This window comes from Cellulosimicrobium funkei (assembly GCF_001019615.1).
Classification (GTDB): Bacteria; Actinomycetota; Actinomycetes; order Actinomycetales; family Cellulomonadaceae; genus Cellulosimicrobium; species Cellulosimicrobium cellulans_E.
Genome location: NZ_JNBQ01000002.1, coordinates 232,782 through 256,484 on the forward strand (window position 1 = coordinate 232,782; position 23,703 = coordinate 256,484).

Consider the following 23,703-nt stretch of genomic DNA (forward strand, 5'->3'; position numbering starts at 1 on the left):
GCAATCGTTATCGATAACGTTTTACATTGTGGGACAAACCCGACAGCGGTGACAGGGTCGCGCAAATGAGGGTGGAGCGTCAGGTCTGCGGCGGCGCCGTGCTCTCGCGCACGACGAGCTCGGTCGCGAGGTCGAGGCGCTGGTTCATGGGCCGGCCGCCCCGCGCGAGGTCGAGCAGCATGCGCGTCGCCGTCCCCGCCATCTCGTGCAGGGGCTGGTGCACGGTGGTCAGCTCCGGGCCGATCCAGCCGGCCAGCGGCAGGTCGTCGTAGCCGACGACCGACAGGTCCTCGGGGATCCGCAGGCCGAGCTCGCGCGCGGCCCGCAGGACGCCGAGCGCCTGCATGTCCGACCCGGCGAAGATCGCCGTCGGGCGGTCCGGGAGCGAGAGCAGCGCCTTGCCGTGCTCGTACCCGCCGTCCACGTAGAAGTCGCCGTAGCGCACGAGCCCGGGGTCGACGACGATCCCCGCCTCATCGTGCGCGCTGCGGTAGCCGTCGATGCGGGCGCGGCTGCACAGCACGTCCGACGGTCCCGAGATGATCGCGACGCGACGGTGGCCGAGGCCCAGGAGGTGGCGGGTCGCGGAGAGCCCGCCGCTCCAGTTGTTGGACCCCACCGTCGGGACGCCGGCGGGCTGCTCGCCCTCGGTGTCGACCACGACGAACGGGATGGAGCGGGACTCGAGCTGGTGCCGCTGGGACTGGTCGAGGCTCGACAGGACGAGGAGGACCCCGAGGGGGCGGCGCGCGAGGACGCCGTCGAGCCAGTCCTGGGGTGGCCGGTGCTCGCCGCCGAGCTCGGAGAGCACCACGCCGACCTTCGCGGCGGCCGCCGCCTCCTCGACGCCCCGGATGATCTCGATCGACCACGCGGAGTCGAGCTGGTGGAACACGAGGTCGATCAGGGGCGTCGGCGTCGCGGGGGCGGACCGCCGGCGTCGGTACTGGTGGCGTTCGAGCGCGGCCTCGACGCGCGCGCGGGTGGACGCCGCGACGTCGGGCCGGCCGTTGAGCACCTTGGACACCGTGGGCACGGACACGCCGGCCTCCGCGGCGATGGACGCGATGGTCGCGGGGCCACCCGTGGCGGCACCCCGGTCCTGCGCTGGCATGGCGCTCCTCGTGCTGGTCGCAACTTTCGAGTCGAACCGTAGCACTTGTGCGTGGCGCTCGTCCGTTGCCGAGGCGGGTGATCTTCGCTGGTATCCCGCGCCTCTTGGCGAGGAAGGCCTCGCAAGCCGTCGTCATCGAACTGTGACCCGAGTCTCGCTTGACGACGCGTCCGCCGTCGGTCTAGCGTCCCGGACCAACGGGTATCGGAACCGTTACCGATACTTTCGAAGACCACGATGCCGTGGACGCCCGGGCCACCGGGCGAGGCACGACGACGTGACCGACCCGAGGACCACGATTGACGACGCAGACGACCCCGGCCGCCCCTGAGCGGCACGAGGCCACGACCACGGAGCCGTGGCGCGACGTGCGGCGGGGCGCCGCCGAGCGTGCCCGGGCGCTCGCCGCAGCGATGACCCTGGAGGAGAAGCTCGCCCAGCTCGTCGGCGTGTGGGTCGGCGCGGACGCCTCCGGCGGGGGCGTCGCGCCGCACCAGGCCGACATGACGGGCCACGTCCCCACGTGGGAGTCCGTCATCGAGCACGGGCTCGGTCAGCTCACGCGCCCCTACGGCACCGCGCCGGTCAGCCCCGAGGCCGGGGCCCGCTCCCTGGAGCGGTCGCAGCGCGACCTCGTCGCCGCCAGCCGCTTCGGCATCCCCGCCCAGGTGCACGAGGAGTGTCTCGCCGGGTTCGCCGCGTGGCGTGCGACCGCCTACCCCGTCCCGCTGTCCTGGGGCGCGAGCTTCGACCCGGAGCTCGTCGAGGCGATGGCCGCGCGCATCGGCGCGAGCATGCGGGCCGCGGGAGTGCACCAGGGGCTCGCGCCCGTGCTCGACGTGACGCGCGACCACCGCTGGGGCCGCACCGAGGAGACCGTCGGCGAGGACCCGTACCTCGTCGGGACGGTCGGCGCCGCGTACGTGCGCGGGCTCGAGTCGTCCGGCGTCGTCGCGACGCTCAAGCACTTCGCCGGGTACTCCGCCTCCCGCGCGGGCCGCAACCTCGCGCCCGTCGCGATGGGGCCGCGCGAGTACGCCGACGTCATCCTGCCGCCGTTCGAGATCGCGGTGCGCCACGGTCGGCCGCGTTCCGTCATGCACGCCTACACGGACGTCGACGGGATGCCGTCGGCCGCCGACCGGGGCCTCCTCACCGGCCTGCTCCGCGAGACGTGGGGCTTCGACGGCACGGTCGTCGCCGACTACTTCGGGGTCCGGTTCCTCGAGACGCTGCACAAGGTCGCCGCCGACGGCACGGACGCCGCGCGCCTCGCGCTGCGCGCCGGCGTCGACGTCGAGCTCCCCACCGTCGACGCGTTCGGTCCAGCGCTCGCCGAGGCCGTGCGCCGCGGCGACGTCGAGGAGTCCCTCGTCGACGAGGCGCTGCACCGCGTGCTCCGGCAGAAGGTCGAGCTCGGCCTCCTCGACCCCGGCTGGGAGCCCGTGCCCGACGGCGGCGCGGGCCTCGTGCTCGACGACGCGCCGGGGCGCGACCTCGCCCTGCGCCTCGCGCGCGAGGCGGTCGTGCTGCTCGCGGACGACGGCGGCGCGCTGCCGCTCGCGACCGGGACGCGCCTCGCCGTCGTCGGCCCGCTCGCGGACGACCCGATGGCGATGCTCGGCTGCTACTCGTTCCCGGCACACGTCGGCGCCCAGCACCCCGAGGTCGAGACCGGGATCGAGATCCCGACGGTCCTCACCGAGCTCGGGTCGCGCTTCGACGTCGTGCACGCCCGGGGCTGTGACGTGACCGGGTCGGACACGAGCGGGTTCGCCGCAGCCGTCGAGGCGGCGCGCGGCGCGGACGTGTGCGTCGTGGCGGTGGGGGACCGGGCCGGGCTGTTCGGGCGCGGGACCTCGGGCGAGGGGTGCGACGCCGCCGACCTGCGGCTGCCCGGTGTCCAGGAGGACCTCGTGCGGACGCTGCTCGCCACGGGAACGCCCGTCGTCCTGCTGCTCCTCACCGGCCGGCCCTACGCGCTGGGCGCGCTCCTCGACGAGCCGACGCCGCCCGCGGCGGTCGTGCAGGCGTTCTTCCCCGGCCAGCTCGGCGGCCGGGCGGTGGCCGAGGTGCTCGCCGGCGAGGTGTCGCCGTCGGGCCGCCTGCCCGTGAGCGTCCCGCGCGACCCCGGCGGTCAGCCCGCGACCTACCTCTCGGCGCCGCTCGGCCTGCGCTCCGGCGTCTCGAGCGTCGACCCGACGCCCGCCTTCCCGTTCGGCCACGGCCTGTCCTACGCGACGTTCGCGTGGGAGGACGCGCAGGTCGTCGGCGCCGCGGCCGGCGGGCCCGCCCCCTGGCCGGTCGACGGCGAGGCCCGGGTCGAGGTCACCGTGCGCAACACCGGGAGCGTCCCGGGCGCCGACGTCGTGCAGCTCTACCTGCACGACGCGGTCGCCCAGGTGACGCGGCCCGTCGTGCGCCTCGTCGGGTACGCGCGCGTCGCGCTCGACCCGGGTCAGGCCGCGACCGTGTCGTTCGTCGTGCCGGCCGACGTCACGTCCTTCACCGGGGCCGACGGGCGCCGGGTCGTGGAGCCGGGCGACGTCGAGCTGCGCGTCTCGCGGTCCAGCGCCGACGTCGTCGCGACGCTGCCGCTGCGCCTCGTGGGGCCCGAGCGCGAGGTCGACCACACGCGCCGCCTCGTCACCGACGTGCGGGTCTCCGGACCCGCGACCGTCCCGGCCGCGCCGGGTACGCACCGCGAGAACGATCACGAGGAGGTGAGCGTGGGATGACCCTGGACCAGGGCCCCGTCGACGTCGGCGAGGCCACCACCGTCGCGAGCGCCGTCGCAGCGGCCGAGCACGCGCGGCCCGGCGAGCCCGCGGGCGACGGCGGCGGCCGCGCGCGCCGGGCCGCCCGGCGCCGCAAGGCCGGCAGCGTCCCGTGGCGCGTCGCGCTGCGCAAGGACTGGCGGCTGTACACGTTCCTCGTGGTGCCCGTGCTGTTCCTGCTGGTCTTCCGCTATCTCCCGATGCTGGGGAACGTCATCGCGTTCCGCCGGTTCCGTCCGGGCGGCAGCGTGTTCGGCGACGAGTGGGTCGGCTTCCGCTACTTCGAGATGTTCATCCAGAACGCACAGTTCTGGCAGGTGTTCTGGAACACCGTCATCCTCGGGCTCCTCACGCTGCTGGTCTGCTTCCCGCTGCCGATCGTCTTCGCGCTCCTGCTCAACGAGCTGCGGTCGCGCCGGTTCAAGAAGATCGTGCAGACGGTCTCCTACCTCCCGCACTTCATGTCGATCGTCATCGTCGCGGGCCTCGTGCTCCAGCTCACGTCGGTCAACGGGACGGTCAACCAGATCGTCGAGGCGTTCGGGGGAGACCCGGTCGCGTTCATGCAGCAGCCCGAGTGGTTCCGCACCATCTACGTCTCGTCCGAGGTCTGGCAGACCGTCGGGTGGGGGACGATCCTCTACCTCGCGGCGCTCACGACGATCGACGACCAGCTCTACGAGGCGGCGCGCATCGACGGCGCCAACCGGTGGCAGCAGACGTGGCACATCACCCTGCCGGGCATCCGCCCCACGATGATGGTGCTCCTCATCCTCAACATCGGTTCCTTCATGGCGGTCGGGTTCGAGAAGGTCCTGCTGCTGCAGAACCCGCTGATCTACTCCACGGGCGACGTCATCTCGACGTACCTGTACCGCGTCGGCATCCAGTCCGCGCAGTTCTCCTACGGGACCGCGATCGGGCTGTTCGAGGCCCTCATCGGGCTCGTGCTCGTCCTCTCCGCGAACGCCGTCTCGCGCCGCCTGACTGGAGCCTCGCTGTGGTGACCGACCCCCTGTCCGCGACGCCGGACCTCACCGCCGTCCGCCGCGAGGGCGGCACGATCAAGGACACGGGCGGGTACCGCGCGTTCCGCGTGGTCAACGGCCTCGTCCTCGCGGTCGTGTGCGTCGTGACGCTCTACCCGTTCGTCAACCTCGTCGCGAAGGCGTTCTCGTCCGAGGGCCAGATCGCGGCGGGCAACGTCAACCTCGTGCCGCGCGGGTTCAACGTCCAGACGCTCCAGTACGTGCTCTCCGACGCCATGTTCTGGACCAACTACAAGAACACGGTCGTCTACACGGTCGTCGGCACGCTCATCGCGATGGCGCTCACCACGACGTACGCCTACGCGATCAGCCGCCGTCACCTCAAGGGGCGCAACGCGTTCATCGGCATCGCGGTGTTCACCATGTTCTTCGGCGGTGGCCTGATCCCGAACTACATCCTCGTCGCGGACGTCCTGGGCATGCGGAACACGATGTGGGCCGTCGTGCTGCCGGGCGCGATCTCCGTCTTCAACCTGCTCGTCATGAAGTCGTTCTTCGAGAACTTCCCGACGGAGCTCGAGGAAGCGGCCGCGATCGACGGGCTGTCGACGTACGGGATCTTCGGCCGCATCGTGCTGCCGCTGTCCAAGGCGGTCATCGCGACCATGACGCTCTTCTACGCGGTGGGCATCTGGAACTCGTGGTTCGGCGCGTTCCTGTACCTCGACAAGAAGGAGCTCTTCCCCGTCACCGTCTACCTGCGCAACCTCATCGCCGCGGCGACCGGGCCCGGCTCGCAGGAGGCGGTCCAGATCGGCTCGAACATCCAGTCCGTGACGATGCTGCTCACCGTCCTGCCCATCGTCTGCCTGTACCCGTTCGTGCAGAAGTACTTCGTCTCCGGCGTGATGCTCGGCTCCGTCAAGGGCTGAGCCGCCACGCGCCACCCGCACCACCCCACCGCACCACCCGCACCACCCCACCGCACCACCCGCACCTCAGCGACGTCAGAGCGACGAAGCTCGAACCCGAGGAGAGAGATGAGAACGATCCGGATCCCGGCCGCCACGGTGGCGACCGCGACCACCCTGGCCCTGGTCCTGACCGCGTGCAGCGGCGGGGGTGGCGACACGCCCGACCCCGAGGAGGGGGGTGGCGCCGTCACGATCGACGCCGAGCACTCCGTCGGCGCCATGGAGGACTTCGAGGTCGGCACGACCTTCAAGGCCACGGAGCCGGTCGACTTCTCGCTGATGTACCGCGACCACCCGAACTACCCGGTGAAGGAGGACTGGTCGATCTTCCAGAACCTGGAGGCCAACCAGAACGTCACCTTCACGCGGACCGACGTCCCGCTGGCCGACTGGGACAACAAGAAGGCGCTGCTCATCGGCGCCGGCGACGCCTCCGACCTCATCCCGGTGACCTACCCCGGCCAGGAGGTCCAGTTCGTCTCCGGCGGGGCGATCCTGCCCGTCTCCGACTACCTCGAGTACCTCCCGAACTTCGCCGACAAGGTGGAGAAGTGGGGCCTCGGCGAGGAGCTCGACGCCAAGCGCCAGGCGGACGGCAAGTACTACCTCCTCCCGGGCCTGCGCGAGATCCCCGACGTGCAGTACTCGGTCGTCGTCAACGACGACCTGTTCCAGAAGGCCGGCATCACCGAGGAGCCGGAGACCTGGGACGAGTTCGCGGAGCAGCTCGCCGCGGTCAAGGCCGCGAACCCCGAGCTGTCGTACGCGATGACCGACCGCTGGACCGACACGCAGCCGCTCGGCGCGATGCTCCAGTACATCGCCCCGAACTACGGCACGGAGGGCGGCTGGGGCTACTCCAACACGTGGTTCGACGAGGAGTCCGGCGAGTTCCAGCTCACCGGCACGACCGACGCGTACAAGGACATGATCACGTACGTCGCCGGCCTGACCTCCGACGGCCTGCTCGACCCCGAGATCACGCAGAACGACGACCAGGCGATCCAGAAGTTCGTCAACGGCGAGGCCGCCGCGATCTCCGGCAACACGCAGGAGATCACGGCCTACCGCAGCAAGCTGGCGGAGGCGGGCAAGGACGTCACGCTGCGCATGATCGTGCTGCCCGACGGGCCGTTCGGCGGGATGCTCGCCGGGAGCCGGCTGTCGTCCGGCCTCATGATCTCGAGCGAGGCGGCCGAGAAGCCGTACTTCAAGGCCCTGCTCCAGTTCGTCGACTGGCTGTACTACTCCGACGAGGGCATCGAGTTCGCCCAGTGGGGCGTCGAGGGCGAGACGTACACGAACGAGGGCGGCACGCGCACGCTCCCGGCCGACATCGGCTGGAACGCGCTCAACCCCGACGCGCCGAAGAAGCTCAACGCCGACTTCGGGTACAGCAACGGCGTGTTCCTGCTCGCCAACGGCTCCTCGAAGGAGCTGCTCCAGTCCGTCATGACGGACGAGACGAAGGCGTGGACCGACGCCGTGCTCGAGCGCAAGGAGATGCTGCCGGTCAAGCCGGCCGCGAGCCTCGACGAGCTCGAGCTCGAGCAGACGTCGCTCCTGGACACGCAGATCAAGGACGCCGTGATGGCGGCGACCGCGGGCTTCGTCACCGGTCAGCGCCCGCTGAGCGAGTGGGACGCCTACGTGTCCGAGATCGACGGGCTCGGCGGCACGCAGCTCATCGACACCTACAACGCGGCGCTCACCCGCTCCGCGGGCTGACGTCCTCCGGCGGGTGCCCCTGGCACCCGCCACCACGGCCCCGCCGTCGCCCGGTCGCCCCACCGGGCGACGGCGGTCCGCCGCCCGCAGCACCCACCGCACCACCCCTCCCCGCAGGAGCATCACCCGTGACACCCACCGTCGTCCCGTCCGAGCCCGTCGCCGTCCTGTCCGACGCGTGGCGCACGTGCGTGGGCACGGGCCGGTTCAACCTCGCGCTGCGCCAGGACTACCAGGAGTCGCTCGCCCTCGCGCAGGCCGAGATCGGCTTCCGGTACATCCGCGGCCACGGCCTGCTGTCCGACGACGTCGGGGTCCACCGCCCGTACGACGTCGCGGGGCACCAGGGCACCCGGTACGCCTTCACCTACGTCGACCAGGTCGTCGACGCCTACCTCGCGCTCGGGGTCAGGCCGTTCCTCGAGCTCGGGTTCATGCCGTCCGGCCTCGCGTCGGGCGACCAGACGGTGTTCTGGTGGAAGGGCAACGTCACGCCGCCGCGCGACCACCGCGAGTGGGCCGCCCTCGTGACCGCGGTGCTGCGCCACCTGGTCGACCGCTACGGGATCGACGAGGTCCGGACGTGGCCGGTCGAGGTGTGGAACGAGCCCAACCTCGTGAACTTCTGGGAGGGCGCCGACCAGGAGGCCTACCTCCGCCTGTACGAGGCGACCGCGCACGCCGTGAAGGACGTCGACGCCGACCTCCAGGTGGGCGGCCCGGCGATCTCGCCCGGCGCCGACGACTGGTGGGCGCCGTTCGCCGACGCCGTCGCCGCCCGCGACCTGCCGTGCGGCTTCGTGTCCTTCCACGCGTACACGACCGGCCCCGCGCAGCACGTCCCGTTCGGCGTCTACCAGACCCTGCGCCACCCGACCGACCTGCTCGACCAGTTCGCGCGCCCGCGCGAGCTCCTCGCCGGGACCCGGCTGGAGGGGCTGCCCGCGCACGTCACCGAGTTCAACACGAGCTACCGCCCCGACAACCCGGTGCACGACACCGCGTACAACGCGGCCGCCCTCGCGCCCGTGCTCGCCGCCGGCGGCGACGTGGTGGACTCGTTCTCCTACTGGACGTTCTGCGACGTCTTCGAGGAGGAGAACATCCCCACCGCGATCTTCCACGGCGGGTTCGGCATGCTCGCCCACCGCCAGGTGCGCAAGCCCACCTACCACCTCTACACGTTCATGGCGCGCATGGGCCCCGACGTGCTCGCGCGCGGCGCCGACCACCTCGTGACGCGCGACGCGGGGGGCCGGGTCACCGTGCTCGCGTGGCAGCCCGTCGGCGGGACCGACGACCCGGCCGAGCCCGAGCGGCACGAGCTGCGGCTCTCCGTCCCCGTCGGGGCGCCGGGTGGCGGTGGCGCCCCGCAGCGCGCGTCCGCGCACCGCAGCGTCGTGAACGAGACCGACGGCAACGCGTTCACCGCGTGGCAGCACCTCGGCCGCCCCGCGTCGCCGACGGCGCGCCAGCTCGACCTCCTCCACGAGGCCGCGGAACCCGCCCGCTCGACCACGTCCCTCCCCGTCGTGGACGGCCGCGTGGACCTCGCGCTCACGCTCGCGCGGCACGAGGTGACGCTCGTCGAGATCGACCCCGTCCGCGACGAGACGCCCGCGTGGCTCGACGACGACCGGATCCTCGGCCGGACCATCGGCCGGGAGAGCGCACGGTGAGCGACGTGTCCCGGCCCGCTCCGCCGTCTGGCACGGGGAGGAGCACGGGATCGCCGCTGCCGGGCGCGCTCGGCCAGGGGACGCTCGGGCGCGCGACGGCGCTCGTCTACTGGTACGTCGTCGTCACGGCCTTGCTCGCGCTCGCGGCGCTGCCGACGCTCGCCCTGCTCCTGCTGCTCGACCGCGCGGCGTCCAACGTGCCGCTCGCGGCGCTCGCGGCCCTCCCGCTCGGACCCGCGCTGTCCGCCGCCCTGTACGCCGTCCGGGCGCGCGAGTCCGACGACGAGGTCGCGCCCGCCCGCACCTTCGTGCGCGGCTACCGCCGCGGGGCGCTCGACGCGCTGCGCGTGTGGGCGCCCGCACTCGGGGTGCTCGCGGTCGTCGGGGTCGTGCTCGCGAACGCCTCGGCCGCCGGCGTCGGCCCGACGTACGCGGCCGTGCTCGTCGTGATCGCGGTGCTCGCGCTCGTGTGGGGGCTGCACGCGGTCGCGATCGCGACCCTCTTCTCGTTCCGCACGCGCGACGTCGCCCGCCTCGCCGCCCACTACCTCGGCCGGATGCCGCTCGTGAGCCTCGGCGTCGTCTCGTTGCTCGTCGCCGCGGCCGGCGTCGCCTGGTTCGCGACTGACGGCGTCCTCGCCCTCGTCGGCGGCGTGTGGGTGTGGTGCTGGTACCGCAACGACCGGCGGATGCTCGACGACGTCCGCGCCCGCTTCACGTCCGTCTGACCCCCGACCCGTCCACCCGAGGAGCCGTCCCCGTCATGACCCCCGCCCGTCTGCCCGCGACCGAGAAGATCCTCTACGGGGGCGACTACAACCCCGAGCAGTGGCCCCGCGCCGTGTGGGAGGACGACTACGCCGCGTTCGACGAGGCGTCGATCGACACGGTGACGCTCGCCGTCTTCGGGTGGTCGTACCTCCAGCCCGCCGAGGACACCTACGACTTCACGCGCCTCGACGAGATCGTGGCGCGCGCGGTCGAGGGCGGGCGCCAGATCGTGCTCGCGACGTCGACCGGGGCGCTGCCCCCGTGGCTCGCGCACGCCTACCCCGAGGTGAACCGGACCGACTTCGAGGGCCGCGCGCACGCGTACGGGCAGCGGCACAACGCGTGCCCCAGCTCGCCCGTCTACCGCCGCCTGTCCGCCGAGCTCGCGGGCCGCATCGCCGAGCGCTACGCCGGCACGCCCGGCCTCGTCGCGTGGCACGTGGGCAACGAGTACGGCGGGTACGACGGCGGCTGCTGGTGCGAGCGCTGCGCCGTCGCCTTCCGCGGGTGGCTGCGTGAGCGGTACGGCACCATCGAGCGGCTCAACGAGGCGTGGAACGCGACGTTCTGGTCGCACCTCTTCTCCGACTGGGACCAGGTCGTGCCGCCGAACAAGCTCACCGAGCACTGGCGCGGGCCCGACCACACCGCGTTCCAGGGCATCACGCTCGACTACCGCCGCTTCATGACCGACGCGATGCGGCAGAACTTCCGCGACGAGAAGGCCCGCATCCGCGAGCACGACGCGACGACGCCCGTCACGACGAACTTCATGGGCATGTTCCGGCCCCTCGACTACCACCGCTGGGCGGACGACCTCGACTTCGCGTCGTGGGACAACTACCCGCCCGGGCAGCGCGAGCACGCGCGCATGGCGCTCGCGCACGACCTCATGCGCGGGCTCAAGGACGGCGCGCCGTTCTGGGTCATGGAGCAGACGCCGACCATCACCGCCTCGCGCGACGTCAACCCCGTGAAGCGCCCGGGCGTGCTGCGCCTGTGGTCGTGGCAGGCCGTCGCGCACGGCGCCGACGCCGTCCTCTACTTCCAGATGCGGCAGTCCAAGGGCGCGTGCGAGAAGTACCACGGCGCCATGCTGGACCACGCGGGCCGGCGCGACACGCGCAGCTTCCGCGAGATCGCCGCTCTCGGCGGCGAGCTGCGCGGTCTCGGCGACGCCGTCCTCGGCGCCCGGACCCCGGCGCGCGTCGCGCTGCTGTTCGACTGGGACTCGTGGTGGGCCGCCGAGATGACGGACGGCTTCAATCGTCACGCGCGCTACGTCGACACGGTGCTCGCGTACTACCGCGCGCTCTGGCAGGCGAACGCCGACGTGGACGTCGTGCCCGTGACCGCCGACCTGTCGCGGTACGACGTCGTCGTCGCGCCCATGCTGCACCTGCTGAAGGGCGACGTCGCCGCGCGTCTGGAGGGCGTGGCCGCGAGGGGCGGCACCGTGCTGTCGTCGTTCTGGGCAGGCCGGGTCGACGAGGACGACAACGCGTTCCTCCTGGACGCGCCCGGTCCGCTCGGCCCGCTGTTCGGGATCCGTGTCGAGGAGACGGACTCCGCCGAGCCGGGCGTCGTGAACCCGGTCGCGCTGCACGACCCCGACCTCGACGACGTCGCCGGTGCCGCCGGGACGCCGGGCAGCGGGGAGGCGCCGCTCGTCGTGGGCGGCGAGCTCGTGTTCGAGGTCCTGGTGCCGCAGGGCGCCGAGGTCGTCGGGACGTACGGCGCCGAGTTCTACGCCGGCGCCCCGGCCGTGACGCGGCACCGCGTCGGGGGGACCGACGGCGTCCCCGGCGAGGCCTGGTACGTCGCGACCGCGCTCGACGAGCCGGGTGTCTCGTGGGTCGTGCGCCGCGTGCTCGACCGGCACGGCCTCGTCGGCCCGTACGCCGACGTCCCCGACCTCGAGCTCGCCGTGCGCGAGCGCGACGGCGACCGCACGGCCTTCGTCCTCAACCACGCCCAGGAGACCGTCGAGGTCGCGGCGCACGCGGCGGGCACCGACCTCCTCACCGGCCGCCGGATTGAGCACGGCGAGCCGCTCCGCCTCGCCCCGACCGACGTCGTCGTGCTGCGGGAGGACCGCTCATAGTCAATGCCTGAAGTGCGCCCGCAGCGCAATACCCACGCGCCTATGCAATTAGCCGCCGGGTTGTGTACTCGCATCCCTAAGGAGTGAGGGGGTCAAACGGTTCCTTCTTTGCGGCGATGTCATCCAGTGTTGTTCGATCCCCTGGATGAACTTCGGCCGCACTAGCTTTGCGCGAGAGCGGCCCTCAATTGCGCGCGCAACGAGGCCCTCCATCATTTCATGACCCACGCGGCTCGTGTCTAGCATGTCCGAGAGGTCCCCGAGTTCAAACGTCCCATTCCCGAGGTGTGGGGTGCTATACAATCCAAGATGTCTCGCGAGACGATCGCGATCCGCGATGTTCCAGAATGTACCGGCAGAGCGTTGGAATACATCGAACACTAGGAACCAATCCGGCAAGGCGTCGTACCTAACGCTGTGCGTAATCGCGCACCACTCACCGAAAAGGATGAGGTCCTTCCCCAGTGCCCGGGCGATCCTCTCCGCGCGCGGGGTAACCCAAGTTGCTAGTCCATGGAAGTGCTTTCCGCCAGGCGCGACATAACTTCCCCTCGCTTGAAAGCGAAGGGCTTCGCCGTCGAACGAGATTCCGAGATTCTCGCCGTCAACCTTTTCCTCCACGTGCAACCTCTGTCGCAGAAATGCAGCGCGTTCGGAAGCGGTAAGGACCTTGTCCCGGCGAACATCTACACCCTCGGGTTCGGCTAGGTATGGGGTGTGGGGAAATCGAAAGAACTCGCTCATGGCGCTTTGTGGCCAAATTTGGCCTCGTACGCCCTGCGGATCGATGGCTCGTGCGCGAATATCACCACAACACCGTGTCTGGCGAGCACGCTCGCCCAGTTCAGCCATTTGGTGTCTGTCGCCTGAACTACTGGCACTCCCGCGACCTTTGCGGCAGCGACGAACTTGCGGTCCGAAGGGTCGATCTCCGCGTCGTCGCCCCCAAGGGCGCCATACGAATTCTCCGCGGATGTGTCCGGCTGAATGTCTGGGCGCGTCGCCTCTTCCCATGTGAACCGGGAATCATGCACGTATCTCACGAATGCGTCCCCGAGTGAAGGTTGTCCACTCAAGCTGAGTTGGTGCAAGTACTCGCTGACGATCTCCCCGTCCAGATCGGTAACGATCCTCATCCTCTGCTCGAGAATCTCCTCGATAATCTGCTCACAAGCGTCTAGGAGCTCGGGTGGGTGGCCATCAACCAGTTTGGTTACGAGAGGAACGTTGGTGTCGATGACTCGGGTCACAGTGCAGACTGCCTTTCACGACGCCGCTCCCGGGCTCGCCGAGATTGAGCGATAAGATCCTCTGCGGAGTTGCCGAAGAAGTTGTCTGGCCAATTGTGGACATTGCCATAGGCGTCCAGCTCGAGCGGCTCAATCCGCGATCCGGACCTTCCGGTGTTTACCACATAGCATCGGACCATGCCCGGATCAATCTCTTCCTCAGCAATACGACGCAAAAGTCGGCGGAGCAGATGTTCTGAGTGCGATTCGACAATTAGTTGGGTGTTGCGGGGTTCTCCGTGCTCGCGCATCTTGATGGCCTCGATAAAGAGGTCAGCTAACCCGGCCTGCACTGAAGGGTGGAGGTGGATCTCTGGCTGCTCCATGATCACAGACGAGCCCGGCGCCGAGTAAAATGCTTCGACTATGACAGGGAGCACCTGCGACACGCCGAATCCAACGTCGGTGAGTAGGACCTCTCGCGAACTTCCAGGTGCTTTTACGCGAACCTCGTACTCATCACGCCCAACGCCAATAGGGGCGACTGAGAAGGAGTCAATCACTCCGAGAGTTTTGAGCCAACGCGCGACGACGGCTTGCAAAGGTTCGTAACGCATCCGGGGCCGACGATTGAAGCGGCGGTCACGACCAGCGAGAAGAGCCTCAACGGTACGCTCGCCTCGCCAACCCACGTGTCCGACTTCTTCTCCGGACCAGCGATAGAGCCTGCCAGGTTTTTCGCGTAGTGGGCCCAGGTAGTTTATCGACGAGAGCTGCTCTTCGAGTGCGAGCGTGAGGTCGGGCGCAAAATCAAGATGCTGGTAGCGCGTCGCGAGGTCATCCGGAAAGGCGTGGAATTGCGATGGGGGAGAAACTGGCCACTTTCGTCCGAGTGTCCGAACGAGTTCGACCCCCTGTGCTTTCATGCGGTACTTTCCGGCGGAGTCTCTTTCGCTTCCAAGGAGGAGAGTGTCGTTCGAGTCCGTTTGAAGCGTATACATGTATTCGTCCACGCGGACACGCGGGGGTGCCTCGCCAACCGCACTCATTTTGCATTGGAAGGACATTTCGCGACCTTCGAACCACTCATCGTGTCGTGCGTCGTAGATCGAGAGGTCCTCTATCCGCTTCCAGCCGAGTTCGAATTCCAAGGGCGTAGAGGTGTTTGGGTCGCGCAAAAGGTCGGAATAGCTGCCGAGGTCCACGGGTGTGCTGTCGTCACCTGTGTGAAGTACTCTTTTACGATCCGGTGACGCCACTGTCTGGCGGAGCATTAGCAAGAACTGGTGGAGACTTGACTTTCCCGAGGAGTTTGAGCCGAATAGTATGGTTAGTGGCGCGAGTTCGATGCGTCCTGTGTCTCGCCAAGCTTTGAAGTTCTTGATCCGCAGTTCGGTAAGCAAGGCTCGTCCTCTCGGATGGTGTTCGGCGCTACGATACTCCGTCTCGCCGCCTCCTTGCTTGATTTCGGCCGTTGTTGTCATGGGAACGACGGTCGTCTTGCGCGCGCCCTCTGCACGACACTGCCTCGCGACACGTTTCGTTCTATGGCTTGACGTCCAGCTGCCATCCGGCGCCTCTGGCCTGTTTCGGAAGTGGGACTGGCTGCCGTCCTGGCTGTCTGAGCGACCGCCGTGCTGCCCCGACACCGAGGACGGCGACTACGTCGAGTTCCCGACCACGTCGAGATCCTGGGCCTGCACGCGAAGCTGAGAACCACGACCGACACGCTCTTCGTGGTCTACCCCGGCGACGAGGACATCGACAGGTCGATCTCAGTCCACGCCCGCCCTGGAGCACTCGGGGGCTACGAGATTGGGCACCGCGACGCCGCCACCGACGAGCACACCCGCGACTACTGAGCTAGACCACGCCACCATCACGACCCAGGTCTTGGAAGCGCTAGTCCACCGCTGACCACTTCCGAAACAGACTCTAGGTCGATCTCGCGGGAGGAAGGTCCGCCAGGCGGCGTTGCAGGAGGCGGCGGTCGCCCTCGCGGTCCACGAGCGCGAGTGCGCGGTGCAGGTCGGCGGCGGCGTCCGCGGGGCGTCCGGCGCGCTCGAGCAGCTCGGCGCGCACCGCGGGCAGCAGGTGGTATCCCGCGAGCGCGGGCTCGGCGGCGACGGCGCCGACCGCGGCGAGGCCGGCGTCCGCCCCGCGCACCTCGGCGACGGCGACCGCACGGTTGAGCGCGACGACCGGCGAGCCGGTGAGGTCGAGCAGCACGTCGTACAGGCCGAGGATCTGGGGCCAGTCGGTCGCGTCGGCGTCGGAAGCCTCGTCGTGCAGCGCCGCGACGGCGGCCTGCACCTGGTACGGCCCGGGGCGCCCGACGGCGAGCGCCGCCTCGAGCTCGGCCACGCCCTCGGCGATCTCCTCGTGCCGCCAGCGCGCGCGGTCCTGCTCGGCGAGGGTGCGCGTCGCGCCGTCCGGGCCGACGCGCACGTCCCGGCGCGCGTGCTGGAGCAGGAGCAGGGCGAGCAGGCCACGTGCCTCGGGCTCGTCGTCGAGCAGCCGTGCGGCGAGGCGCGCGAGCCGGACGGCGACGTCGGCGAGCGCGCGCCGCTCGGCAGATCCCTCGACCACGTCGGCGGGCTCCGCCCAGGCGTCGTAGCCCTCCGTGAAGAGCACGTACAGGACGGCGAGGACGCCGTCGACGCGCTCCGCCCGGAGCGAGGCGGGCGGCACCCGGAACGTGATCCCGGTCGCGCGGATGCGGCGCTTGGCTCGGACGAGGCGCTGCGCCATCGTCGCCTCGGGGACGAGGAAGGCCCGCGCGACCTGCGCCGTCGTCATGCCGGTCAGCGACCGCAGGGTGAGGGCGACCCGCGCCTCGGCGGGCAGGGCCGGGTGGCAGCACGTGAACAGCAGTCGCAGGAGGTCGCCGTCGGGGTCGTCCGGCTCCCACGCGTCGTCGTCGAGGCCGACGGCGACCTGCTCGACCACGGGGTCGGCGGCGGGATTGCCGGCCCGCGGCCCCGGGTCGACGCGCTCGCCCAGCCGGCCGGACGCGGCGACGCGTTCCGCCTCGACCCGGCGCCGTCGCAGGACGTCGATCGCGTGCCGGCGGGCCGTCGTCGTGAGCCAGGCGCCGGGACGTTCCGGGACGCCGTCGCGGCCCCACGTGCGCAGCGCGGTCGCGAACGCCTCCTGCGCCGACTCCTCGGCCAGGTCGAGGTCGCCCGTGCTGCGCGCGACAGCGCCGAGGACGCGTCCCCACTCGGTGCGGAACGCGTCCTCGACGGCGCGGCTCGGGTCCGTCACGACCGACAGGTCAGGGCCTGTCGAGGTCGAGCGGCCACGCAGGGTGCAGCTCGATCGCGCCGCCGTACGCCATGGGGTGCTCGGACGCGATGGCGATCGCGGTGTCCAGGTCGGGCGCCTCGAGGACGTCGAACCCGGCGATCGTCTCCTTGGTCTCGGAGAACGGGCCGTCGGTGACGAGGACCTTGCCGCCGCGCACCCGCACGCCGACGGCGTCCTCCGCCGGTCGCAGCCGGTCGCCGATCACCGCGGCGCCGCTGCCGTAGTGCCGTCCGACCCACTCCTCGATCGGCGGGGCCGCCTCGAACTCCTCGGGTCGCAGGTCGGGGTCGTGCGGCGTGCCGAGCACGAGCATCAGGTAGCGCATCAGAGGTCCTCCGCCCTCGTCGTCGCGGGCCGGCGGAGCGCCGTCGGCCCGTAGAGCACCACGTCGGCGACGTCGATCCCGTCGCCGACGCTGCGCCGTCCGTCACGGTAGCGCGCGAGGTCCGGCGGCTGCTCCCGGTTCGCCGCGAGGATCGTCTGCAGAAAGGTCATCGTGCCTCCTCCGTCGGTGCGGCCCGTGCGGCCGCTCACCCAGACGACGAAGCCCGGGCGGCGAGATCGACACGACGCGGCGACGAGTTCTGGGAATCCGTCGGGGCGGCGGCAGGGCGGGGCGGCAAGGTCCCGCGAGATCGACCCGAGCGTTCTAGATCGACCCTCGGAGGGCCGATCTGGAGACGGGCGGGTCGATCTCGCGTCAGGAGAACGTCGCGGCGTGGGCCGCCGGGACGACGAGCGTCGACAGGCTCGGGTGCCACAGCGGCGTCGTGTGCCAGGCGAGGGTCAGGCGCTCCCCGGGGCGGCCCGTCGCGACGAGGCGGTGCGGCGACGTCGGGAGCACCACGTGCACCTCGACGGTGCCGTCGGGCAGCGCGCGGCCGCGCGTCGAGACGACGAGCACGGGGTCGACGACGGGCCCCGCGGCAGGGCCGGAGCCCTCGGCGGCGTGGGGCCAGGGCAGGACGCGCGTCGTCCAGCGGTCTTCGGCGACGGGGACCGGCTGTCCACCGACGTCGAGGCGCCAGGTGTACGGGGACCCGGCCCGGACGGCGTGGAGCGTCCACGGCACCGGGCTGATCACGTCCTGCGGCGTCGGTTGCGGGTCGAGCTCCTGGCCGACGACGCCCGGCCACGCGTCGAGCGTCGCGAGCCTGTCGGCGAGGCGCGCCGCGGCGGCGGGGTCGGGCGGCAGCGGGGTGCTGCCGTCGCTCGCGCGTTCGACGAACGCCCAGATCGCGTCGAGGGTCGACTGCGCGTCGCGGGTCGCGCCGCGGTAGCCGATCGCGAGCCCGCGCTCGGGGACGGCGATCGCGAACTGCCCGTACGCGCCGTCGGCCCGGAACCCGTGCCGGCTCGTCCACACCTGGTAGCCGTAGCCGCGCGACCAGTCCGGCGGCTCCCCGCCGGCCACCCCGGGGGCGCCGCCGTGCTCCGCCGTGTCCGACCAAGGCTCGCGCATCGCGGCCAGCCACGTGGGCGGGATCACGGTGACGCCCGCGTACCGGCCGCCGTCGGCCATCGCGACGGCGAGGCGCGCCAGCTCGGTGGTCGTCACGTGCAGCCCCGAGAAGCCCTGGTCGAGTCCGTCGATCTCGACCCACCACGGGTGCGTGATTTCGAGCGGATCGAGCACGCGCGGGCGCAGGTAGGCGAGCAGGCGCTCACCGGTCACGGCGGTGACGACCGAGGACAGCGCGCGCGACGCGGGCGAGCTGTACGCGAAGTGCGTGCCCGGGGCGTGCTCCGGCGGGGTGGCGAGCAGGCGGGGGAGGTCGAACCCGATCTCGGCGAGCTGGCCGGACGTGTGACCGGTGCTCATCGTCAGCAGGTGCCGCACGGTGAGGCCGGAGGGGTCGGGCAGGCCGAGCACCTCCCCGACGCGGTCGTCGACCGTGAGGCGCCCCTCGGCCACGAGGTGCCCGACGGCGAGCGCGGTGAACGTCTTCGAGACGGAGTAGACGAGACCGGGTAGCGGCGCGTCGTGCGGCGCCCAGGCCGCCTCGACCACCGGGATGCCGTCGCGCGCGACGACGAGGCCGTGCGGGTCGAGCCCGCCGCCCTCGAGCGCGTCGAGCAGGTCGAGGACCGCGGCGGACGGGATGCCGTGCGCCTCGGGGCAGGGCGCCGGCGCGGCGGGCCCGGTGGGGGACGCCGTCGCGGTCTCGGTCACGGGGTGCTCGGTCACGTGCTCAGTAGATCGTGCGGCCGTGCGCGTCGGCCACGCCGGACGCGCGCAGGAAGTAGGTGCACACCTGGTCGCGCCACTCGCGGGCGGAGCGGAGCTGCTCCGCGAGGCGCTCGGTGACCCGCTCGAACACCGCGTCGTCGACCGCGCCGCGCAGTCCCTGCCACGTGCGCACGTACTCCTCGACGCGCTCGACGCCGGCGAAGTGGGTGTCGTACACGTGCTGGACGACGGTCGTGCCGTCGTGCAGCACGTGCCCGTACGGCACGTGGTGGAAGAAGAGCAGCAGCTCGTCGGGGCACGTGTCGAGCGACTCGTAGACGTCGCGCCACGGTGCGGGGTACTGGCCGATGTAGCCGGTGCCGGTCGCGCGCGTGCGGTCGACCCCGATGCCGTCGCGGTCGGCGAAGTGGTACGTGCCCCACGGCGAGTACTCGTAGCCGTCGACCGACGGCCCGTAGTGGTGCCCCGGGTTCACCATGAAGCCCACGCCGAGCGGCGCGGTGTACGCCTCGTAGGTGCGCCACGAGTCGTCGAGGACGGCGTGGACCCCCGCCCGGACGTCGGGGTCGACGGTGCGGTCGGCGCTCGCGGACGACGGGGACGCGAACGTCAGCGCGACCCACTCGTCGAGGACGGCGGTCGGGTCGAGCGTCGGGTCCCACGCGAGGCGGCCGAACGCGTAGAGGTTCGCCTGCGCGAGCGGGTGGCCCGTCCAGAACGCGTCGTCGCCGACGTTGGACACCGCGGCGATCCCGCCGCCCCGCGCGGCTGCCACCTGGGGCGAGGCCCCCGGGCCCGCGCCCCCGACGACGTCGGACACCGTGGGGGAGCCGTCGTCGCCCTCGACCGGGCCCCACGGCCGGAACCGCAGGATCTCGCTCCACCACGGGCCCAGGTAGCACGCGTGGCGCTGCTGGCCCGTGTACTCCTGCGTCACCTGGAGCTCGACGGCGAGGCGCGTGCGCGGCATCGCGGCGAGCACGGGGGACACGGGCTCGCGCGTCTGGAAGTCCATCGGGCCGTGCTTGACCTGCACCACGACGTTCTCGTCGAACCGCCCGTCGAGCGGCGCGAAGTGGTCGTAGGCGGCGCGCGCCCGGTCGGTCGAGCGGTCACGCCAGTCCTGCGTGTGGTTGTAGACGAACGCGCGCCAGTGCACCGTGCCGCCGTGCGGGGCGAGGGCGCGCGCGAGGAGGTTGGCGCCGTCGGCGTGGTCGCGCCCGTACGCGAACGGCCCCGGCTGCCCCTCGGAGTCCGCCTTGACGACGAACCCGCCGAAGTCGGGGATCGCCGCGTACACGCGCGCGACGGCGTCCGCCCACCACGCCCGGACGCCCGGGTCCAGCGGGTCCGACGTCGGGAGCCCGCCGAGCACGATCGGCGACGCGAAGCTCACGGACAGGTGCACCCGGATGCCCCACGGCCGGAACGCGGCGGCGACGCGCGCGACGTCGGGCAGGCCGTCGGTGAGCAGCCGCGCCTCGCGCGCGTGCACGTTGACGTTGTTGATCGCGACGCGGTTCACGCCCGTCGCCGCGAGCAGGCGCGCGTACTGCTCGACGCGCGACAGGTCCTCGCGCACGTGCCCGTCCGCGTAGAAGATCGAGCCGCCCGAGTACCCGCGCTCGACCTGGCCCATGACCGGGTGGACGTCCACGTTGTCCCAGTGGTCGAGCATGCGCAGCGCGTGCGCGGGCTCGTGGCGAGCGTCCGGGTGGCCGGCGGCGTCCGTCGTCCCGGAGCGCACGACGTGGAACCACGCGTGGAGGAGCGCGGCGTCGTCGTCCGCCGCGACGTCCAGGCGGCCGTCTCGGTGCGCGACGACGAACCCCTCGCCGCCGGGGACGGCGCCGGTGTCGCGCAGGACGAGGTCGGCGTCGCCGTCGACGAGGGTCGCGCCCGCACGGCGGGCCTCGCCGCGGACGGTCTCGGCGAGCGGGCCGTCGCCCGCGACGAGCACGGTGCGGCCGTGCAGGAAGGCGGTCGCGGCGTCGGGCAGCCAGGCGGGGTGCACGGACGGGTGGTCCGGGGTGGTCACGGGTCTCTCCTGGGGGAACGGTCTGAGCGTGAGTGCGTGAAATCGTCGCGAGATCGGGCCGCCGCGGCGACTACTTCATGCACTCAACGGCGGGTAGGACGCCTGGGGCAGGTGGTAGGCGAGGTCGACGGCGGTCTCGAGCGCCTCGTCGAGGTCGAGCCGGTGCTCGGCGACGAGGCGGGCGAGGTGGCCGGCGTCGATCCGGCGTGCGAGGTCGTGGCGGGCCGGGATGGAGCAGAACGCGCGCGTGTCGTCGACGAACCCGCTCGTGTTGTAGAAGCCCGCGGAGTCGGTCGCGGCCTCACGGAAGCGACGCATGCCGTCAGGGGTGTCGAGGAACCACCACGGGGCGCCGAGCCGCAGCGCCGGGTAGACGCCCGCGAGGGGAGCGAGCTCGCGCGAGAAGGTGTCCTCGTCGACGGTGAACGCGATCATCCGGAAGCCGGGGTGGTGCCCGAACGCCTCGAGGACGGGGCGCAGCGCGCGCACGTACTCGGTGCGCTCGGGGATGTCGTAGCCCTTGTCGGGACCGTAGGCCTGCGCGACGCCGGCGCAGTGGTCGCGCAGGACGCCGGGGTGGAGCTGCAGGACGAGCCCGTCCTCGGCCGACATCGCGGCCATCTGGAACAGCATGTGCGCGGAGAACGCCCGCGCGTCGGCCGTCGTGGCCTCGCCGCGCAGCGCGCGGTCGAGGATGCGGGCGGCGTCGGCGTCGTCGAGAGGAGTGGTGTCGGCGGTCAGGTGGCCGTGGTCGGTCGCGCGGGCGCCGGCGGCGACGAACGCGGCGCGGCGTGCGCGCAGCGCGTCGAGGTAGGAGCGATAGTCGACGACGTCCGTGCCCGCCGCGGCACCGAGCTCGGCGACCTGCGTCGCCCAGTCGGCGCGGTCGAGGTGCAGGAGCGGGTCGGGGCGGAACGTGGGCACGACGCGCTCGCCCCAGCCGTCCGCGGCGAGGCGCGCGTGGTCGGCGAGCGGGGACTGCGCGGGGTCGGTCGTGGCGAGGAGCTCGAGGCCGAACCGCTCGAACAGCGCGCGCGGACGGTACTCGGGACGCGCGAGCCGGTCGACCAGGTGGTCGTACAGCGCATCCGCGGTCTCGGCCGACGGCTTCACCGGGGCGCCGAAGACCTCGACGAGCGCGTGCTCCGTCCAGTACCGCGTCGGGGTGCCGCGGAACAGGTGCCACCCGGCGCAGAACCGGCGCCAGATCTCGCGCGGGTCCGTCTCGGCGGGGGCGGTGCCGTCGGGGGCGCCGGGCACGGGCGCGACCCCGAGGTCCTGGACGCCGCGCACGCCCGGCGACCCGTGCGGTGACGTGCTCTGGGCGACGAGCATGCGCACGAGGTAGTGGTCGGGCGTGACGAACAGCGCGGCGGGGTCGCCGAACGGGGTGTCGTCGGCGAACAGCGCGACGTCGACGTGGCCGTGCATCGAGACGATCGGCAGGTCGCGCGTCGCGGCGTAGACCTCGCGGGCGAGCGGTCGGAGCACGGGGTCGGCGGGGAGCGCGCGGTCGGGGTGCAGGGACCACGGCGCCGTCGCGGTGGTCGGGTCCAGGTGGGCCGTGCTCGTCACGGGTTCCTCCAGAGGCGTCGTTGCGAACGTTTGCATCCTACGTCATCGGCGTTCCGCTGTGTCGTCGACCCCGAGCGCTACAATCGTTCGCAGCCCCGGTCTCCCCGCGGGGCCCGAGCGCCGAGGAGGCAGCCGTGGTCACCGTCCGTGACGTCGCCCGCGAGAGCGGGGTGTCGATCTCCACGGTCTCGCGGGCCCTCGCCGAGCCCGAGCGCGTCGCCCCCGAGACGCGCGACCGCGTCGTCGCGGTGGCCAACCGCCTCGGCTACCGTCCCAACCGCGCCGCGAGCGGCCTGCGCGCGGGACGCACCGGGGCCCTCGGGCTCGTGGTGCCCGACCTGGAGAACCCGTACTTCGCGTCGGTGACCAAGGGGGTGCAGGCGCGGGCGCGCCAGACGGGCCATGCCGTGTTCGTCGTCGACGCGGGGGAGGACCCCGCGCTCGAGACGGAGCTCGTGACCGGGCTGCGGTCCCAGACGGACGGGCTCGTGCTGTGCTCCCCGCGCGCGGCCGAGGCGGACCTGGAGGCCGCGCGTGACGCTCCCGTCGTGCTCGTCAACCTCCGTCACGACGGCGTCCCCTCCGTCTCCTCGGACGACGCGCACGGCGTCCTCCTCGCCGTCGAGCACCTGCGCGCGCTGGGCCACCGCCGCGTCGCCTACGTCGGCGGGCCCGACCGCTCCTGGTCCGACGCCCGTCGCCGCGCCGGGCTCGACGTCGCCCGTGAGCGCTACCCGGACGTCGAGACCGTCACCGTGGGGTCGTTCCGCCCTCGGGTCGAGGGCGGCCGCGCCGCCGCCGACCTCGTCGTCGCGTCGGGAGCGACGGCGGTCCTCGCCTACAACGACCTCGTCGCCCTCGGCCTCGTGGCACGCCTGCGCGAGCGCGGCGTCGACGTCCCGCGCGACCTCAGCGTCGTCGGGTTCGACGACACGTTCGTCGCCACCCTCGCCTCGCCCCCGCTCACCACGGTCCGCACCGACCTCGCGCGCCTCGGCGCCCGCGCCGTCGACCGCCTGGTCGCCGCGCTCGGCACGCGTCGCGGCGCCGCCGCCGACGGGTCGCACGACCCCGCGACCTCGCCCGACGACGTCCTCCCCGTCGAGCTCATGGTGCGCGACTCGACGACCCTCGCCCCCACCCGCGACCTTCCCGCGAGATAGAGCCTCCGGTCTCGGTGTAGAGCGAGCCGGGCTCTACCTCGCGACGGGAACCTCTATCTCGC

18 protein-coding genes are annotated in these 23,703 nt (G+C 71.8%); 8 read left to right on the forward strand and 10 right to left on the reverse strand.

Annotation, left to right across the window (positions count from 1 at the left end; genetic code table 11):
* Window positions 1-79: 79 nt before the first annotated feature.
* Entirely contained in the window at window positions 80-1,114 is a 1,035-nt protein-coding gene (locus FB00_RS03545; RefSeq protein WP_047231453.1) for a LacI family DNA-binding transcriptional regulator, read from the reverse strand.
* Window positions 1,115-1,413: 299 nt separating this feature from the next.
* Between FB00_RS03545 and FB00_RS03550 the strand changes: the two genes are divergently transcribed.
* The 7 genes from FB00_RS03550 (at window position 1,414) to FB00_RS03580 (ending at window position 12,136) form a co-directional block, all read left to right on the forward strand.
* Entirely contained in the window at window positions 1,414-3,852 is a 2,439-nt protein-coding gene (locus FB00_RS03550; RefSeq protein WP_047231454.1) for a glycoside hydrolase family 3 N-terminal domain-containing protein, read from the forward strand.
* The gene (locus FB00_RS03555; protein ID WP_047231455.1) at window positions 3,849-4,898 is read left to right on the forward strand and encodes an ABC transporter permease; all 1,050 of its coding nucleotides are present in this window, start codon (window positions 3,849-3,851) and stop codon (window positions 4,896-4,898) included. The genes FB00_RS03550 and FB00_RS03555 overlap by 4 nt, the downstream gene beginning before the upstream one ends.
* Window positions 4,892-5,812 carry a carbohydrate ABC transporter permease gene (locus FB00_RS03560; RefSeq protein WP_082140940.1) on the forward strand — a complete coding sequence of 307 codons (921 nt, stop codon included), beginning with the start codon at window positions 4,892-4,894 and terminating at the stop codon, window positions 5,810-5,812. The genes FB00_RS03555 and FB00_RS03560 overlap by 7 nt, the downstream gene beginning before the upstream one ends.
* Before the next feature lie 108 nt (window positions 5,813-5,920).
* Window positions 5,921-7,582: an extracellular solute-binding protein gene (locus FB00_RS03565; RefSeq protein ID WP_047231456.1), complete on the forward strand. Its 1,662-nt coding sequence runs from the start codon at window positions 5,921-5,923 to the stop codon at window positions 7,580-7,582.
* 128 nt (window positions 7,583-7,710) lie between these two features.
* Window positions 7,711-9,261: a GH39 family glycosyl hydrolase gene (locus FB00_RS03570; RefSeq protein WP_047231457.1), complete on the forward strand. Its 1,551-nt coding sequence runs from the start codon at window positions 7,711-7,713 to the stop codon at window positions 9,259-9,261.
* Window positions 9,258-9,989, forward strand: coding sequence for a glycosyltransferase (locus tag FB00_RS03575; RefSeq protein WP_231581690.1), 732 nt, complete (start codon window positions 9,258-9,260; stop codon window positions 9,987-9,989). The genes FB00_RS03570 and FB00_RS03575 overlap by 4 nt, the downstream gene beginning before the upstream one ends.
* Before the next feature lie 35 nt (window positions 9,990-10,024).
* The gene (locus FB00_RS03580; protein WP_047231458.1) at window positions 10,025-12,136 is read left to right on the forward strand and encodes a beta-galactosidase; all 2,112 of its coding nucleotides are present in this window, start codon (window positions 10,025-10,027) and stop codon (window positions 12,134-12,136) included.
* Between the two features lie 48 nt (window positions 12,137-12,184).
* Here FB00_RS03580 and FB00_RS23190 read toward each other — a convergent pair whose 3' ends face one another.
* From FB00_RS23190 to uxaC, 9 genes are all read right to left on the reverse strand, one after another.
* A complete protein-coding gene (locus FB00_RS23190) occupies window positions 12,185-12,988 on the reverse strand; it encodes an RNA ligase family protein (RefSeq protein WP_419865513.1) in 804 nt (267 codons plus the stop codon).
* Window positions 12,877-13,386 (reverse strand): hypothetical protein, encoded by a 510-nt coding sequence (locus FB00_RS22240; protein ID WP_052877408.1) that lies wholly within the window; start codon window positions 13,384-13,386, stop codon window positions 12,877-12,879. The genes FB00_RS23190 and FB00_RS22240 overlap by 112 nt, the downstream gene beginning before the upstream one ends.
* Window positions 13,383-14,570 (reverse strand): AAA family ATPase, encoded by a 1,188-nt coding sequence (locus FB00_RS21500; RefSeq protein WP_197088732.1) that lies wholly within the window; start codon window positions 14,568-14,570, stop codon window positions 13,383-13,385. Before FB00_RS21500 ends, FB00_RS22240 begins: the two co-directional genes overlap by 4 nt.
* A 730-nt stretch (window positions 14,571-15,300) precedes the next feature.
* Window positions 15,301-16,632 carry an RNA polymerase sigma factor gene (locus tag FB00_RS03590; protein ID WP_047231459.1) on the reverse strand — a complete coding sequence of 444 codons (1,332 nt, stop codon included), beginning with the start codon at window positions 16,630-16,632 and terminating at the stop codon, window positions 15,301-15,303.
* Between the two features lie 10 nt (window positions 16,633-16,642).
* Window positions 16,643-16,999 (reverse strand): YciI family protein, encoded by a 357-nt coding sequence (locus FB00_RS03595; RefSeq protein WP_047231460.1) that lies wholly within the window; start codon window positions 16,997-16,999, stop codon window positions 16,643-16,645.
* The gene (locus FB00_RS03600; RefSeq protein WP_156186287.1) at window positions 16,999-17,169 is read right to left on the reverse strand and encodes a hypothetical protein; all 171 of its coding nucleotides are present in this window, start codon (window positions 17,167-17,169) and stop codon (window positions 16,999-17,001) included. Before FB00_RS03600 ends, FB00_RS03595 begins: the two co-directional genes overlap by 1 nt.
* A gap of 205 nt (window positions 17,170-17,374) precedes the next feature.
* The gene (locus FB00_RS03605) at window positions 17,375-18,862 is read right to left on the reverse strand and encodes a serine hydrolase domain-containing protein (protein ID WP_052877409.1); all 1,488 of its coding nucleotides are present in this window, start codon (window positions 18,860-18,862) and stop codon (window positions 17,375-17,377) included.
* Window positions 18,863-18,866: 4 nt separating this feature from the next.
* The gene (locus FB00_RS03610; protein WP_047231462.1) at window positions 18,867-20,903 is read right to left on the reverse strand and encodes an alpha-glucuronidase; all 2,037 of its coding nucleotides are present in this window, start codon (window positions 20,901-20,903) and stop codon (window positions 18,867-18,869) included.
* A gap of 75 nt (window positions 20,904-20,978) precedes the next feature.
* Window positions 20,979-22,478, reverse strand: coding sequence for a glucuronate isomerase (uxaC, locus tag FB00_RS03615; RefSeq protein WP_231581691.1), 1,500 nt, complete (start codon window positions 22,476-22,478; stop codon window positions 20,979-20,981).
* 134 nt (window positions 22,479-22,612) lie between these two features.
* On the opposite strand from uxaC, the gene FB00_RS03620 reads away from it, so the two are divergent.
* Window positions 22,613-23,641, forward strand: coding sequence for a LacI family DNA-binding transcriptional regulator (locus tag FB00_RS03620; RefSeq protein WP_047231463.1), 1,029 nt, complete (start codon window positions 22,613-22,615; stop codon window positions 23,639-23,641).
* Window positions 23,642-23,703 lie beyond the last annotated feature (62 nt).